The following is a 15,749-nucleotide window of genomic DNA, read 5'->3' as shown; positions in this document are numbered from 1 at the left end:
CGCAGTCTCTTGAAGCCACTTGCCGTCTTCAATGTAATTCGAGATTTGTCTGAAATTCAAAGTCGCGGCTGGGAGGAAGAACCCAGCCCGTGTTGAAGCGATGGAGGGCAGCCGGGAAGGCACACCCTTCATGGCCCCCACGCCGCTGCGTGCCGGTGGGGCGGAGGGTCCCCAGCCTTATCCGGACTTTGCACGCGGCGCGGCGCGCGGCCGGGCCGCAATGGAGGAGTCCGCTCATGCCCAGCAATCGCGGCGTCGTCTATCTCGGTCCCGGCAAGGTGGAGGTGCGCACCATCGAGTATCCCAAGATGGTGAATCCGGAGGGGAAGTCCATCGAGCATGGGGTCATCCTCAAGGTGGTCTCCACCAACATCTGCGGCTCGGACCAGCACATGGTGCGCGGGCGCACCACGGCGCCGAAGGGCCTGGTGCTCGGCCATGAAATCACCGGAGAAATCGTCGAGAAGGGCAAGGACGTCGAGTACCTGAGCGTCGGCGACCTGGTCACCGTGCCCTTCAACGTCGCCTGTGGTCGTTGCCGCACGTGTCGTGAGCAGCAGACGGGTGTGTGCCTCAACGTGAACAAGGGCCGCGCGGGTGGCGCCTACGGCTACGTGGACATGGGCGGCTGGGTGGGCGGCCAGGCCGAGTACGTCATGGTCCCCTACGCGGACTTCAACCTCATCCGCTTCCCCGACAAGGCGCAGGCGCTGGAGAAGATTCTCGACCTGACGATGTTGTCGGACATCCTCCCCACGGGCTTCCACGGCGCCGTGACGGCGGGCGTCGGCGTGGGCTCCACGGTGTATGTCGCGGGCGCCGGTCCGGTGGGGCTCGCGGCGGCGGCCTCCGCGCACGTGTTGGGCGCGGCGGTGGTGATGGTGGGCGACATGAATCCGGAGCGCCTGAAGCACGCGAAGGCCTCGGGCTTCGAGCCCATCGACCTCACCAAGAGCGACAAACTGGAGGAGCTGATTGAAGCCGTCATCGGCGTACCGGAGGTGGATGCCTCCGTGGACGCGGTGGGCTTCGAGGCGCGCGGCCATGGCGCCCAGTCCTCCACGGAGGCGCCGGCCACGGTGCTCAATTCGTTGATGACGATTACCCGCGCGGCGGGCGGCATCGGCATTCCTGGCCTCTACGTCACCGAGGACCCGGGCGCCAAGGACGAGGCCGCGAAGCAGGGCAACCTGCGCATGCGCTTCGGTCTGGGCTGGGCCAAGTCGCACCGCCTCTACACGGGCCAGACGCCGGTGCTGCGCTACAACCGCCAGCTCATGCAGGCCATCCTCCACGGACGGCTGCCCATCGCGAAGGTCGTCAATGCCACCGTCATCTCGCTCGACGATGCGCCGCGCGGCTACCACGAGTTCGACACGGGCGTGGCGCGCAAGTTCGTCATCGACCCGCACGGGATGCTGAAGAAGAAGTAAGTCCGACTGAGTCCGGTGAGGAGGACTCGGGTGGACTCCTCGTGTCTTCCGCCCGTGCTGTCGCCATCCCGCGCGGGCGGGGGCACAAGGCGCGGCGCTCCTCGGGTGACTCATGCCTGGGAACGCCGCGCGCTGGAGGCGAGATGCCCCGCGCGGGGCGGCCGTGTGTGTCGCGGCCCTTGGCGGGTGGGGTCGTGAGGAGCCGCGCTCCCAAGTCAGTCGCCAGATGTTCCTGAACGAATCCGGGGCAGGGCGGAAGCAGGCAAGGCGCCTGCACTCGTCTCGGAACTTGTGGCTACCTGCTTAGTCTCGCTGACGCTCCGCCAGGTCGACCGGCGCGTAGTAGTGCCGGTCGCCCAGCGCGTCGACCCGCCGCCAGAAAGCCTCGCCCACTGCCAGTCCGCTCGCGTTCTTCTCGGCCGTCTGTCGCCAGAGCGCCCAGGACGCTGGGTGCAGCCGGGTCGCCTCGGCGAACTCGGCCGCGGCCTCATCGGCCTGCCCGTCGCGCAGCAGTGCCTGGCCCAGGCGGAAGCGCGCGTGGGCTTCTGCGATGGCCGCGTCGGGAACGGTCAGCCGCGCCATGACACCCTCCGCATCGAGGGCGTACGGGCTCGCAGTGCCACGGACGGACCAGTCGCGCACGGCGTCGAGATATGCCGCCTTCGCTCGGTCACGCGCCTCTCTCGCCGCCTCCGGCATGGAGAGACTCTTCCGCTCCATCGCGCGGAAGCCATCCGTCATGCCCGCGGCCTCGGGTGGCCGCACCAGATGTCCGGCTTCGTCAATCCAGACGGCCTGCGGCACGTTGACGAGGTTGTAGAGCTCGGCGGTGAGGTGGTCGCGGTCAATCAGGCACGGGTAGCTGGGGGATGCCGCCTCAATCCAAGGCCGGGCCGCGTCGGGCTGGTCCAGCGCGATTGCCAGCACCGTGAATCCATGGGCCTTGGCGGTTTCGTGGAGCGACTGCCAGACGGGCAAATCTCCTCGGCAGCCACACCACGAGGCCCAGGTGACGAGGAAGACCTTGCGGCCCCGGTAGTCGGACAGCCGATGCAGCCGCCCGTCGAGGTCGGGCAACGCGAAGTCGGGCGCATCCAGGGAGGTCAACGCGGCGGCACGGCGCGATGCGCCCTCTCCGAGCACCCAGAGCGTCCCCGAGCGACTCTGTACGACGGGCCAGCCCGCATGCCGCCACACGCCCGCCGCATCGATGCGGTCTCCGTCGACCAGTTTCGGGCCGCCACGCGGAATGGGCATACAGGTGTCGTCTCGACACAGGCCCACGGCCTTCCACTGCCAGCCGGTGGCACGCTCGAAGTCCTCCTTGTCCAGCCAGAGGCTGTCGCCGTCGACCGTCACGCCCACGAGGCGCGTGTCCCGCGCTTCATGAATCACTCGAATCTCGCTCGTCATCGATACTCGCCTTGGTTTGAGTCGTGACGACCCTACGCAGCGGAGCGAATCGAGGCCTGCCCGATGCTCGCGCACCCTTGCCTGATTCTCTCCAGGTGAGCAGGATGGGTTCGAATGCCTGTCGACCTGCCCAAGCGAGCGAACGACGAGGGGGCTCATGAGGGTCTGCGGAGGCTGACCGAGGAGGCCCTGCGACTCATTCCACCCTCGACGGCCCGTACAGCACAGCTCGTCACCCCACGGCAGGGTTTGTACCTGCTGCGGCAGCATCAGCGCACGGCCTTCGAGGCCGCCATCTACACCCCGATGCTTTGTCTGATTCTCCAGGGGTGCAAGGAGATGACCTTCGGCGAGCACCACTTTCGGCTGCGCGCCGGCGAGTGCGCGCTGGTGAGCCATGACCTGCCGGTGGTCTCCCGGGTCCGTGACGCACCCTATCTGGTGTTGCTGCTCAACATCGAAGTCGAGGTGCTTCGGAGCCTCTACGACGACCTTGGCGAACTGGTGACGGCGGGGACGGAAGCGCGAGCGCTCGAGGTGCATCGGGCCGACTCGCGCCTGCTCGACGCCATCACCCGCTATCTCGCGCTCGCGGAGTCGGAGGCGGACGCACGGGTGCTCGGCCCGATGTTGCTCAAGGAAATCCACTACCGCCTGATGATGGCGCCCCTCGGTCACATGCTGCGGAGCCTGATTCGGCACGACAGCCACGCGAGTTCGATTGCCCGCGCCATCGCGCTCCTTCGGCAGGACTTCCGCTCGCCGATGGTGGTGGAGGAGCTGGCGCGCGAGGTGGGGATGAGCGTCTCGTCCTTTCACAAGCACTTCAAGGCCGTCACCTCGTCTTCACCGCTGCAGTACCAGAAAGGACTGCGGCTGCTCGAGGCGCGGCGGACGCTCGTGGCGGGCACGGCCTCGGTGACCACCGTCGCGTTCGAGGTGGGCTACGAGAGTCCCAGCCAGTTCAGTCGGGAGTACACGCGCAAGTTCGGACGGCCGCCGAGCCAGGACGTGGCGTCCCGGGTGCTCAGTGCCCCTTCACGCGGTACTTGAGCCGCGAGTGGAGTTGCTTCGGGCCGGAGCAGGGGAGCACGCGACCCATCGCCTGTCCGACCTCTCTCGGGACACGGCGGCGAGCCTCGTGCACGGCTCCTGTTCAATTTACTCCTGAAGACAGCCCAGCCTGAAGGAGGCCATCCATACCCAGGTTCCAGCGCACCACCCCGTTCCTGTAGTTTCCCGACCCGGCGCGGACGGAGGCCGCAGGCCAGCCGTTGTCGCGGGGTTTCCACGGAAACGTCACGGCATCCAGTCGCGAGCTGGGGGACGGTGCGGCGTTCGCACGAAGCGCGAGGGTAATGACATGCGTGGATGGAATCGGCCTCTCACCGGTGTGCTCGTCGCCTGCTCCTGGCTCGTGGGGGGCTGTGGAGAAGTGGAACCCACGTTGAGGGACACGGAGCTGGAGGACTCGCTCCCGTTCTCCCAGCCCCTGGCCGGCGCCCAGAGCACGTCGTTCCAGGATGGCGTCGCCCCGACGACGGGCTACGCGGGCACCCGGGACGCGATGATTGAAGAAGAGGACTCCAACGCCAACCACGGGAGCGCCTCCAGTGTCTCCGCGAGCGGCGACACGCCCGCTGGCAGCGGCAACGAGAACTACATCCTGCTCGCGTGGGACGTGTCCTCCATTCCCGCCAACGCGGTGGTCCGCTCCGCCTCGCTCACCGTCACGGTCTCCGACAAGGCGGACCAGGACTATCAACTGTATGCCCTGACGCGCGGCTGGACGGAGAGCCAGGTCACCTGGGAACAGGCGGACAACAGCCACGACTGGGCTTCCAATGGCGCGGACGGGACTGGAGACCGGGACACCACCGTGCTGGGTGCGCTGCGCGCGCCCGCGACGGGCACCTACACCGTGGCGTTGAACGCGAGCGGAGTGGCGGCGGTGCAGCGGTGGGTGAGCACGCCCGCGAACAACCAGGGCCTCATCCTGGCCAACAAGGACAATGACAATCGCCTGGAGCTGCGCTCGAGCGAGTACTCGACGAAGGCCTCGCGTCCCAAGCTCACCGTGACGTGGGACACGCAGGGGACCCCCAGCGAGGAGGTGCCCGCCTCGGGGACGTTCAAGGGCACCTGTGACGGCTCCGGTGGCGCCTGGGTGGACGGGACGCACTTCCTGAACGTGAATGACGAATCGCAGACGGTGCGCGTCTTCGCCCGGAGCCAGAGCGCCAGCGCGGTGAAGAGCCAGGACGTGAGCTCGGCCATCGGCATCTCCTCGTCGGACGAGGCGGACCTGGAGGACGTGGCCCGGGTAGGCAATCGCCTCTACGTGACGGGCTCTCACGCGCGCAACAAGGACGGAGAGCTGCAGTCCTCGCGCTACAAGTTCTTCGCCATCGACGTCACGGGCACGGCGCCCGCCGTCACCCTCCAGGTGGCGGGGACGTCCTCGACGCTGCTGAGGGACTTGCTGAACGGCGCCAACTGGGACGCGCCGGACGCGGCGGTCATCACGTTGCTCAACGAGCGCTCCCGGTTGTCGGAGCCCACGGTGGCCGCGTTGGCGCCGAAGGTGAATGGCACCAACGTGGAGGGGCTCGCGGCGCTGCCCTCCGGTGAGCTGGCCATTGGTTTCCGCAACCCGCGCGTGGGCACCAGCGCCATCGTGGTGACGCTGACGAATCCGGGCGCTGTCCTGACGGGCGCCACGGCGCGGTTCGGCCGGGCCATCCTCTTGAATCTGGGAGGCCAGGGGCTGCGCGGCATGGCGTGGTCGGAGGCCCACCAGGCGGTGCTGCTCCTCAGTGGTCCGCATGACGAGAGCAGTGGCCCGTTCGCCCTCTGGAAGTGGTCGGGTGACGCGAGCAGCGCGCCGGTGAAGGTGGCGGACCTGACCGCCCCGGCGAACTCCGCGCCGGAGGCCGTCATCCCCTATCCCGGCTCGCTGGACGTGCAGGTGCTCTTCGACATGGGCTCGCGGTTGATTGGTGGGACGGAGTGCAAGGACGTCTCGTCTTCCAGCCAGAGCTTCAGCGACGTGTTCATCCACGTCGACTGAGGTCGAGCGCTCACTTCACCAATCGCAGCACCGCTCGCACCGCGCGCTCCGTTCCGTCCACGCCCTCCAGCGAGGCGGCGAGCGCGCGGGCCCGGGCCGTGACGGCGGGCTCCAGGAGTCGGGAGAGGGCGCTGGCGACCGAGGTGGCCTGGAGCGCCGATGGAAGCACCGCGACGCCCACGCCAAGTCGCTCCACGCGGCGCGCATTCGCGAGCTGGTCTCCGCCAAAGGGAATCACCACCATGGGGCGGCCCGCGGCGAGCGCTTCCTGCACGGTGTTGTTCCCACCATGTGTCACCACGAAGTCCACGCGCCGGAGCAGCGGCACCTGGGGCACGTGGCGGAACACGAGCGTGCGAGGGCCCGCGCGCCGCTCCATCCGTCCGAAGCTGGCGCCAGCGCTGACGATGGTGTGCACGTCATGTCGTGCCAGTCCGTCGAGGATGGCGTCGAACACGCGGGGCTGGCCGTTGAACACGGTGCCCAGCGACACGTACACGTGGCGGCGTCCGGGCTTGATGGAGCGCAGGGCGGCGTCTTCCTGGTCCGCGTCGCGAGCACGGGGAAGGCAGGGGCCGGTCATCTCCACGGGCCCCGTCAGCGGCTTCAGTCCGGGCTCCAGCTCGGGAATCGTCGCCAGCAGGTTGAGGTCGTCGGAGATGGGCGCGGAGAGCAGCCCTCCGGTGCGCAGGCGCACGCCCAGCGCGCCCGCGTCCCGTGCGACGCGCTCATCGAACCAGCGACCGAGGGCCTGCGTGGTCTCCTCCGCGCGCGCCCAGGTCTCATCGCGGGGCGCATCATCAGGCAGGCCGCTGCCGAAGGGAGACGCGCCCTCCACGGGGAAGGGCAGCGCCGAGTGATAGAACGCCGCATAGGGCCGCTTCGTCAGTCGGGCCGCGAGCAGCGCGGCGGGCATGAGGTAGTCGCCGAGCACCACGTCGATGCCGGACGCCTCGATTTCGCGGGCGAGGTGGCGGGCCTGGGATGTCATCCCGGCGGTGAACAGCCGGAGCGCCAGGGCCAGCTCGTCGACCCCCCGGGCGTGGGGGATGCGGGCGCCGTACCAGAGCATGGCGGGTGAGGGCTGGAGCCGGATGAGCCGCAGGCCGTCGCGCTGGACTGCGTGGGGCAGCGTCGTGGCCACGCGCAGGGGTTCGGGCCAGAGGTTGGAGAAGGGAAGGGGTGGCGCGGCCAGGGCCATCGCGACGTCGTGGCCCAGCTCGCGCAGCCTCACGCCCATCGCGCGCAGGGCATTGGTGTGGCCCGCCGTCGGATGGGCCGCCATGAGAATCCTCGCCATGGGGGACGCTTAGCACGGCCCGGCGTGCCGCCTGGCGCACGGTGGCTTGCCCGGGTGTCACAACGGGAGGACCGGTGCTCCACGAGAGAGGAAGCCACGGTGGCTTCCCTTCGTGCCGAGAGGTGGGGACCATGTCGAAGGAAAAGCAGTCCTTCCTGACGGTGCTGCTGTCGCTCGTGCTGGTGCCGGGAGTCCTGCTCCTCGTCAGCGCGGTGACGGGTGGCGCCTTTCCGGCGGGTGTCGCGCTGTTGCTGGGACTTCCCCTGGGGCTCGGGTACGGCCTCCAGACGGGGCTCCTGCGCAGCTATCCATTGGCCTCCGCGCAGGGGTGGGTGGAGCTCCTCGTCGACCTGACGTGGAGTCTGCCCAACACGCTGTTCGGCTTCGTCTTCGGCAACCTCGTCTACATGTTCTTCGGCAGGCCCTCCCGCGCTGATTCGGAGAATCAGGGCTGGGTCGTCTACCGGCCGAATCCGGGAGGCTCGTTCGGACACAACGTGCTCCAGACGGTGGGCACGGTGAATCTGGGAGGCGCGGGACAGCACGAGAAGATGCACCTGCTTCAAGCGCGCATCTTCGGACCGTTCTATCTGCCCTTCGTCGCCGCCTCGTATGTCATCACGTCCTTGTTGCAATTGCTGTGGACGTGCACGGTGGGCGGCTTGCTGAAGCTGTTCGGCATGCGGGACAAGGCCTACCTTCGTCCGCCCGCGCACTCCGCGGTGGGAGGGTTCTTCGGGTGGATTTATTACGCGACACCCATCGAACTGTGGGCCTACGCGACTGGCAATCCTTGAGGCAGGGTGTTTCAACGCACCCGGGCCAGGCTTGGACAGCGTCACTCATGGCAACACGTCAATGCTCGAACGTTGCGCCCCTGTTCTCTTCTCGTCCTCGCCGGTGACGTCCACCGCGACGATATCCGACTCCTTCAGCTCACGTTCCAACCGCTCCAGGACACGCTCGCTCACCACGGCGACGGAGGCACAGCTCCTCGCGAAATCGACGGTCGGCACTTCGTCCAGGTGCAGTTGGCCGAAGGGTGGCAGCACAAAGCCCGTGCGCCCGCAGGTACTGCAGGGCTTGTGGGTAGCGGCTCCCAAAATGCTCCCGCCAGGCCGCACCTCCAACTCGACCAGGCCAGTCATCCCAGGACGTGCCTTGAAGCGCGTCGGGACTGGGATGGCGCCAGTAAGCCCCTCGAGTTTTGCCACCAAGGCGGGCTCCACGAGGAGCATCCACGGCACGTGGATGACGACAGGAGCGAATTTCCCTTTGGCTCTGCCGGTCAACGCGCCAAACCCTGTGCCTGGCCCAACAACGGCTCCTGGCGGCACCAGCGGCATGACGCGCTTCCGCAGGCTCACGAATTGGTTCCAGGGCACGCATCGCGGCTGCTCGAAGTCCTGCCTCCCCGGCAGCTCAGAGAGGTCGACCGTCGGGTAGTCGTACCCGCCGCCCCCCCAAACGGCCTTGCAGGTCGGGCACTCCACCCCGGGAAGTACCCACTCCCGTCCCAGGTCGTAGGCACCGGTCCATCTGGACCGTTCGATGCGTGCCTGGGTCAGCGTGTAGTACCGCATTCACTCTCCCGCGGCGGCGGACAGTGCCAGCCGCTGCCAGTACGTCATGGGGACACCGATGAGACCATAACGCTCGACCATGTATCCGCCATGCTGGAAGTGGGCCGCGCGCGTCGCGCTCAGTTGGTTTGCTCGTATCCAGTCGAACCAGTCTTGATTCCAGGGGCCACCATCTCTTCCAGCATGTACCCGCCGGTGTTCCACGACGTCGACGAGCAGCGTGTACTGGTGGATGTCGATGCCGACGCCCTTGAAGTACGCCTCGAAAGCGCGTGGGAAGATGTGGTGCCGCTCCTTCTCGCGGCGACGCCAATCAGCGATTGCCTTCCTCGCTGCCGCGACGCTCGGCAGGCTTTCTCGCCGGTACCACGGGATGATGAACACCGCCTGCCGCCCTGGGAGGGGGACAGCTCCGCCCCAGTATCTCTGGATGCGAGCTGTCGCGCCTCCTGCCGCCTGGGCCGGTGGAAATCTCAGCGCATACGGTGGCGAGGCGAGGTCCTCGCAGCGGTAGAGGCCACACTCTTCCTCGCCACAGGACGGGGCATAGCAGCCTGCCTCGGAGGCGCCCGCCGACTGCGCGCAGCCCTCCGCCGAGTCCGCCACGCTCACATCGAGCAAATCGGCGCTGCCGACGTGTTCCGGCGCTCCGGCACAGCCAGCGGCGAACAGGAGCAGAGTGGCCCACCACTTGAGCATCGTCATCGATATCCCCCGGACACGCGCTGCATCGCGGGAATGCAGGTGCGCCGCGCATGCGTGTCACCGCAGTCTGCGCGCGCCTTCCGGCATTCACCATTGCCTCAACGGTAGCGAAATTCTCCGCCGCCACGGTGCGGCGCAGGGCCTCTGGCTTTCAACCCTGACGTCTTCAACAGACTGCCAGAACGTGTCGAAGTAGCATTGCGCGCGCTGTCCCCACGCTCACGGAGTGCGGTGCCAGAGGAGACTGGTGCTAGGGTTTACCCCACCGGGCCCCCAATCGCCCGGTGGAGGATTCACACATGCGAAGCAGCAACATCCTGGGTGGAGTGTTGGCGGCAGGGCTGCTGATGGTGGGCTGTGGTGGTGTGGAGCCGGCGATGGAGGAAGAGCAGTCTTCACTCGACACGCGCGCGGACGCGCTGCCCTTCTGCGGCAATCAGTCCTACTGGATTGACTACTACTCCGACGCGACGCTCACGAAGTGGGTCGGGTACAAGTCCTGCGAGTGCTACCAGACCGCGTGGATTTCCGGGCGCCAGACCAGCTTCGCGGTGACGGACTTCTCGTCCACCTGCGGCTGACAGGGACTCCTCGAACTCCCTTCCCGGTGCTCCCTCGGGCACCGGGCCTTCCTTGAAGTGAACGTGAGTTGTTGTTGAAAGGCCTCTCTTCACGATGCGGTGAATTGAGCCTTCTCGACACATCGGGGGGCCTTTGGTACGCGTGGTTCGGTGCGTTCCGCGACTCCCTCCACTTCCCGACTGCACCACCCCTGGTGGTCCTTGGTGCTCGTCGCGGCGGGGGCATGGGTGCTGCGCATCGCGGGCTTCTTCCATCGGGGCGGTGCCCTCGGGCATCCCGTGGACTACGACGAGGGCGTCTACTTCAGCGCCGCGGCGCTCCTCTCCCACGGCCTGTTGCCCTACCGCGACTACTTCTTCGTCCACCCGCCCGGAATCGCAGTGTTGCTGGCGCCCGTGGCCGCGCTCGCACGCGGCTTCGACGCGGCCCTGACCTTCACGGTGGTCCGCTGGCTTGTCCCCGGGTTCGGGGCGCTGAGCGCGCTCCTGAGCGGACGCATTGCCCAGGAGCAGTGGGGTGTCCGAGCAGGCGTCGTGGCCGCGCTCGCCTATGCCGTCTTTCCGGAGGCCGCCGCCACCGAGCGCGGGCCCTTCCTGGAGGCGCTGCTCAACCTGACCTGCCTTGCCATGGCCTGGGTCTGGCTCCGGCCTGGGTCTGATGTCTCTTCATGGCGAAGGGACCTGCTGGCTGGAGCCCTCCTCGCCACCGCGTGCGCCATCAAGCTGACAGCCGGCGCCTGGGTCATCGCCATGGTGTGGGCCCTGAGCCTGGCGGGGCAGGGAAGGCGCGCCCTGCGAGTCGTGCTCGTCGCCGCCGTCGTGGGCCTGCTCTGGCTGGGGCCCTTCTTCGCGCTCGCTCCGGCCGCGATGTTCGATGGCCTTCTGCGCTTCCAACTGCTCCGCCCTCCCGATGGTGAGTTGGATGTCTGGCACCGACTCCTCGCGATTCTGGGCGAGGGCCGCACGGGGCTTTCCATCCTCTGTGTCTGGGGCCTGGTCGTGGCCCTGGCACGGACCCGTCGAAGAGAGGCCGTCGCCGAGCGACTCTTCTCGGCCGCCTGGCTCCTGACGGTCGCGACCTTCTTGTCGTCGAAGAGCTATTGGACTCAATACAACGCGCACCTGGCGCCCACCATGGCAGTCCTCGCGGGGCTGGGGGCCTCCGTGCTGCTGCGGTGGGCGGACACTCGCTCGCGCAAGCAAGCCGCGCTCGTCACCGCCACGGTAATGCTCATCGCGCTCTCACCGCTGCCCGCGGCCATCCGCTCGGCGAATCAGCGGGACCGCTTCCTGCTCACGCTCGGGCACACGCTCCGGGTCGCCGTCCCCGGTGACTCGGCGCTCTGCACCTTCGAGCCTGCCTGGGCCATCGCCGCCGGGCGGCTTCCTGGAATCCCGAAGGGCACCCCCGTCCTAGTGGACCCCTATGGCCTCATGCTGAATGACGCACTGGGAACTCCGGGACGCTTCGCCCACGCGGGAGCGGCTTTCGAGGATGAGCGCTCGCAGAGGACCATGCTCCCCCTGCTCGCACGCTGTGACTACCTGGTCCTGGAGGGACGCGGCGAATGGCAGCTGTCCTCCGCCAGCGAGCGGTGGGTCCAGGAACACTTCGTGCGGGAGGGTACCTTCTGGCGGCGCGCCACGAAATGAAGCCGCGTGGAACGCCTGTGCCGGTGCTGAACGGACATCGGACAGACGCCAGTGGACCCGAGTTGCTGTTGAACATGAATTGCGTCTAGCGTCGCGGCATGACCAACCTGAATCGCATGTCGTGGCGCTGGGTGGTGGCGGGCCTCTTCCTCGCGCTGAGCGCCTGTGGCGGCACGGCGGAGGTGGAGGACGTCCTGGGAACGTCGGAGTCCGCGCTGACGTGCACCTGTGGCGCCGAGACGTTCACCGTCGTGAGGCGGGCGACGTCGGTCAACTGCGCGCGAGCCTATGACCAGGCGAACAGCCTCGCGGACGAGGCCATCGCCGCCGCGTGTCCAGCGGGTGGCTGCAACCTCACCCGCTCCCTTCAGTCATGCGCCCCGGTGGGCCCCAATGGCAGCCAGGGCTTCAGCATGGGCGTGCTGGTGACCTACTCCTGCAACGAGCCCGACAACTGCGTCGAGTGACGCCGCGCGCGCCGACGCTCAGGGGCAGATGTTGTAACAGGAGCCCGCGCCGCGAGCCCGGCACTCCGCGGTGCTGGAGCAGCCCGAGCAATCAAAGGAACAGTAGCCCAGCAGGCCCACCGGCTCGTCCGAGAAGAGGGCCGGCGTGGCGTCTGCCGGAAGGCCGCCGCGGGCCCTCGACATGAGGAGCTTCTGCTTGTCCGCCTCACAGGCGCTGGAGGTGGGGGCGGCGGACTCGGCCGCGAGGGGCTCATCCCGTGGGAAGGTGGTGACCACCATTCCCACAGCGACGGTCAACGCCAGCACGAATCCCAAGGCAGGCTTCAGCATCATCCGGAGCTCCTGGAAAGGGGAACTCCTGGATGATGCCCAGGAGCGCTGACTTGCCCGCACCCGTTTTCGGTGGGGGCTGTGCGCCGCTGAACACCGGGGCCCGCGCGCTCAAGGGGCTGTCTTGGCGGCGCGGCGAGCCCCCTGGCGTTGCTGGATGCCCCGGCGCAGCTTGGCGATGAGCACCTCGGGGCTCGCGGAGCGGACCAGGACGTCATCGGCCCCCGCATCGAGGCTGGCGGTGAAGACGGTGGGGTCTTCCTTGTCGACGATGAGGTAGATGGGCAGGTCCTCGGTGGCCGGGTTCTTCCGGAGCGCTTGCAAGAGCGAGCTCAAATCTCCATCCGGCAGCGGGTTGGCGAGGATGGCCGCCTGCGCGCCGCCGTTCACCGCCTTCTCCACGTCGACGCGGTTCTTCGCGCGCACGGTTCTGAAGCCCTCCGCCATGAGTCGGATTTGCAACGTCATCGCGTTGGCGCTGTCCGTCTCGGCCACCACCACCTTGGGGGTGGTCTGGTCAGCGCGGGTGTTCCCCTCCCACTCGAGGGTGAGCGCCTCCAGCACGGGGACGGGCAACCGCGCATCCTGGCGCAGGGTCTGGAGCGCCTGGGCCGCCTTGGCCGGAGTGGGCTGCGCGCTCTGGACCTCCTGGACGAAGCGCGCCGCGCCCAGCAGGGCCCCCGCCGCGCGTCCCACGGGCGGGGTGCGCTCCTCTCCTTCGGGCAGGACCGACACGAGCAGCTCGGTCACCTCGGGCATGGCGTTGCCCGCGAGCACCAGGGCGCGAGCGCGCGAGGGCAGCTTGAAGCGGCGTGGCTCCTCCAGTCGCGCGGCCAGGGCCAGCGCGCAGGCCGCCGCGCCGAGGAGGACTTCCTCCACGCGCCCCGCGCCCAGCCGCACCGCGATTCGTCGCGCCAGCTTCGTCATGAGGGGCGCCAGCGTCGCGCTGCCGCCGAGCATGGACAGCATTCCATCCAGCAGCCGGGCCTGGGTCTCCGCGAGCCGCGCCAGCGGTCCGCCCTCGCCCATCAGCGCCGCGCTGTAGGACAGCAGCAGGCGCACCTCCACCAGCGGGTGCGCGGCGCGCAGCTTCTGCGCGAGGACAGCGGGCTCCTTCACCGAGTCCTCGAGCACGAGCACCAGGTCATAACCCCCGAGCGAGAGCGCGCGCTCGGCGTCGGCGGCCGGGCTGGTCGCCGCCGCCAGCCCTTGCATCAGCAGCAGCCGCACCACGGCCTCGCGAGGCTCGGAGGGCTCCGCCACCAGCAGCACCATGCGCGCGCGCACGTCGCTCCGGGCCGGCGTCGCCCGGCTCACGGGCTCCAGCGACGCGGGCGTCTTGACCTCCTGGGGTTCGGCCGGCGCGAAGGTCCCGCCGTCGAGCACCGCGCGCCCGGTGAACTGCTCCGCGAACTGGAGCACGCGCGCGCGTCCACCCGGGTCGGGCTCGTCGTCCAGGGGGATGGGCTCATGGGAGCGATGCGCGGGCTGGGGCTGCTCCTCCTCGTCGTAGAAGCGGCGGATGGCCTTGCGGATGGCCTCTTCCGTGGCGAACAGCCCCTGGACGGCGACGGCGCGCGTGGAGAACTTGAGCGCGTCGGTGACCTGCACATCCCGAGGGTCCACCACCGCGCAGAACAGCTCGCGACCGCGCAGGCCGATGGGGACGGCGCACAGCCGCTCGCACAGCTCGCGGGGGATCCGTTGCACGAGCTCCTTCGGCACCGGCAGGGCCTGGAGCTTCTCGTCGGTGATGTGCGGCAGGCCGGCCTGCTCGGACAGCGCGCGCATCAGGTGCTCGGGCTCCAGCCACTTCTCGTGCACGAGCAGCTGACCCAGCCTGCCGCCCTTGCGCCGCTGGAGCGCCAGCGCTTCGTTCAGGACGTGCGGTGTGAGCAGGCCGCGCGTCAGGAGGATGGCGCCCAGTTGCTGGCGCGAGCGGATGGCGCGGGGCGCGGGCGGGCCCACCGTGGTGGCCAGCCTGGTGGGAGGCTCGAGGCCTGGCTGGGGAGGGGTCGCGAAGAAGGAGGGGCGCCCCACCGCGGTGACTCCCGCGCCGCCAGGAGGGGGCGTCACGGGCTTCAACGTGGGCGGTGGCCCTGGCGGCGGCGGGCGCCGTGCATCCCGGTTCGGAGATGAACGCGCGCGCTGGAAGTCCTCGCCCTCCAGGCGAATCTCCTCGCCAGGGCTGCTGGCCAGGTCCACCAGGGGAGAGCGCCATTCGGGAAGCGCGCGGCTGAAGAGGCTGGCGATGTCGGAGGCGCCCACGCGCAAGCGGTGGTCGAAGAGGAAGTTCTGGATGGACTCGGAGAACTCGCGGGCCAGCGGGCAGCGGGCGGCGGGGTTGGCGGCCAGCGCGCGCACCAGCAGGGCCCACAGCGGCGCGGGGACGCCGGGCAGCGGCTCCAGGGTGCGCTCGTCGAAGCTGCCCAGGGCGTGGATGATTTGAGGCGTGGTGCCTTCGAAGAGGCGCCGTCCGGCGAGCATCTCGAAGAGCAGCAGGCCCAGGAGGAAGATGTCGCTGCGCTGGTCCACGGGGCGGCCGTGGACCTGCTCGGGAGACAGGTAGTTGATCTTCCCCTTGAGGACGCCGACCTGCGTCTCCTGGTGTCCCTCGTCGGCGGCCTTGGCGATGCCGAAGTCGGCCAGCTTCACGCCTCCGTTGCTGGAGACCATGACGTTGGAGGGATTGACGTCGCGGTGGATGATGTTGAGCGGCGCGCCCCCGGAGTCCGTGCAGCCATGGGCATACGCGAGGCCGTCCGCGACCTGCTGCGCGATGAAGCAGATTTCGCGAATCCCCAGGGGCACCTGGCGCTTGCGGGCCGCCTTGAGCAGCGCGCTCAGGTTCTCCCCGTCCACGAACTCCATCACCATGTAGTACTGGCCGGCGCTGGAGCCCAGGTCCAGCACCTGCAAGACATTGCCGTGCTGAAGGGAGACGGAGAGCTTCGCCTCGCGCAGGAAGAGGTCCACGAAGGCCGCGTCCTGCACGAAGGAAGGGAGGATTCGCTTCACCGCGACAGGCTTTTCAAAGCCTTCCGCGCCCACCACCTTGCCCAGATAGACCTCGGCCATGCCGCCCGCGGCCAGCTTCTTCACGATGCGGTATGTCCCCACGCTGTCTCCGAAGCCGCAATGGCATTGCAGACGTACGAAGGGAGAGGAAAGGTCACAATCAGGCGTTCAGGGCCGCGGGGGCGGCGAAAAGCAG

General features: G+C 68.5%; 13 protein-coding genes. 7 read left to right on the top strand and 6 right to left on the bottom strand.

The features are described 5' to 3' along the window. Positions 1 to 236 precede the first annotated feature (236 nt). Positions 237 to 1,433, top strand: coding sequence for a formaldehyde dehydrogenase, glutathione-independent (gene fdhA / locus G4D83_RS43985; RefSeq protein ID WP_163870952.1), 1,197 nt, complete (start codon positions 237 to 239; stop codon positions 1,431 to 1,433). A gap of 303 nt (positions 1,434 to 1,736) precedes the next feature. Here fdhA and G4D83_RS43980 read toward each other — a convergent pair whose 3' ends face one another. Further along, positions 1,737 to 2,846 (bottom strand): TlpA disulfide reductase family protein, encoded by a 1,110-nt coding sequence (locus G4D83_RS43980; RefSeq protein WP_163870951.1) that lies wholly within the window; start codon positions 2,844 to 2,846, stop codon positions 1,737 to 1,739. 114 nt (positions 2,847 to 2,960) lie between these two features. Between G4D83_RS43980 and G4D83_RS43975 the strand changes: the two genes are divergently transcribed. Both G4D83_RS43975 and G4D83_RS43970 read left to right on the top strand, forming a co-directional pair. After that, positions 2,961 to 3,899, top strand: a complete 939-nt coding sequence (locus G4D83_RS43975; RefSeq protein WP_163870950.1) for an AraC family transcriptional regulator — start codon at positions 2,961 to 2,963, stop codon at positions 3,897 to 3,899. Between the two features lie 310 nt (positions 3,900 to 4,209). Further along, positions 4,210 to 5,916, top strand: a complete 1,707-nt coding sequence (locus tag G4D83_RS43970; RefSeq protein WP_163870949.1) for a DUF3616 domain-containing protein — start codon at positions 4,210 to 4,212, stop codon at positions 5,914 to 5,916. 10 nt (positions 5,917 to 5,926) lie between these two features. Here the strand turns inward: G4D83_RS43970 and G4D83_RS43965 are convergent, their stop codons facing one another. Further along, the gene (locus G4D83_RS43965) at positions 5,927 to 7,216 is read right to left on the bottom strand and encodes a glycosyltransferase (protein WP_176434815.1); all 1,290 of its coding nucleotides are present in this window, start codon (positions 7,214 to 7,216) and stop codon (positions 5,927 to 5,929) included. Positions 7,217 to 7,347: 131 nt separating this feature from the next. Between G4D83_RS43965 and G4D83_RS43960 the strand changes: the two genes are divergently transcribed. Further along, positions 7,348 to 8,013 (top strand): hypothetical protein, encoded by a 666-nt coding sequence (locus tag G4D83_RS43960; RefSeq protein ID WP_163870948.1) that lies wholly within the window; start codon positions 7,348 to 7,350, stop codon positions 8,011 to 8,013. Positions 8,014 to 8,058: 45 nt separating this feature from the next. On the opposite strand, the gene sitI6 is transcribed toward G4D83_RS43960, so the two are convergent. Together sitI6 and sitA6 are read right to left on the bottom strand one after the other, a co-directional pair. Next, a complete protein-coding gene (gene sitI6 / locus G4D83_RS43955) occupies positions 8,059 to 8,799 on the bottom strand; it encodes a SitI6 family double-CXXCG motif immunity protein (RefSeq protein ID WP_163870947.1) in 741 nt (246 codons plus the stop codon). Further along, complete coding sequence (gene sitA6 / locus G4D83_RS43950) at positions 8,800 to 9,504, bottom strand: SitA6 family polymorphic toxin lipoprotein (protein WP_163870946.1); 705 nt, start codon at positions 9,502 to 9,504, stop codon at positions 8,800 to 8,802. It abuts the gene before it with no gap. 299 nt (positions 9,505 to 9,803) lie between these two features. Here sitA6 and G4D83_RS43945 point away from each other — a divergent pair, with 299 nt between their 5' ends. The 3 genes from G4D83_RS43945 to G4D83_RS43935 all read left to right on the top strand — a co-directional run bounded on the left by G4D83_RS43945 (position 9,804) and on the right by G4D83_RS43935 (position 12,205). Continuing rightward, entirely contained in the window at positions 9,804 to 10,085 is a 282-nt protein-coding gene (locus tag G4D83_RS43945; protein ID WP_163870945.1) for a hypothetical protein, read from the top strand. Between the two features lie 150 nt (positions 10,086 to 10,235). Next, on the top strand, positions 10,236 to 11,738 hold the full coding sequence (locus G4D83_RS43940) for a glycosyltransferase family 39 protein (protein WP_163870944.1): 1,503 nt from the start codon (positions 10,236 to 10,238) through the stop codon (positions 11,736 to 11,738). Between the two features lie 98 nt (positions 11,739 to 11,836). Further along, a complete protein-coding gene (locus G4D83_RS43935) occupies positions 11,837 to 12,205 on the top strand; it encodes a hypothetical protein (RefSeq protein ID WP_163870943.1) in 369 nt (122 codons plus the stop codon). Between the two features lie 18 nt (positions 12,206 to 12,223). On the opposite strand, the gene G4D83_RS43930 is transcribed toward G4D83_RS43935, so the two are convergent. After that, positions 12,224 to 12,538: a hypothetical protein gene (locus G4D83_RS43930; RefSeq protein WP_163870942.1), complete on the bottom strand. Its 315-nt coding sequence runs from the start codon at positions 12,536 to 12,538 to the stop codon at positions 12,224 to 12,226. A 108-nt stretch (positions 12,539 to 12,646) separates the two neighbouring features. After that, a complete protein-coding gene (locus G4D83_RS43925; RefSeq protein ID WP_163870941.1) occupies positions 12,647 to 15,655 on the bottom strand; it encodes a protein kinase domain-containing protein in 3,009 nt (1,002 codons plus the stop codon). Between the last annotated feature and the right edge of the window lie 94 nt (positions 15,656 to 15,749).

The sequence above is a fragment of the Myxococcus eversor genome, assembly GCF_010894455.1.
Lineage (GTDB): Bacteria > Myxococcota > Myxococcia > Myxococcales > Myxococcaceae > Myxococcus > Myxococcus eversor.
The sequence above is the reverse complement of the archived record's forward strand: the minus strand, read 5'-3'. Positions and strand labels throughout refer to the sequence as shown.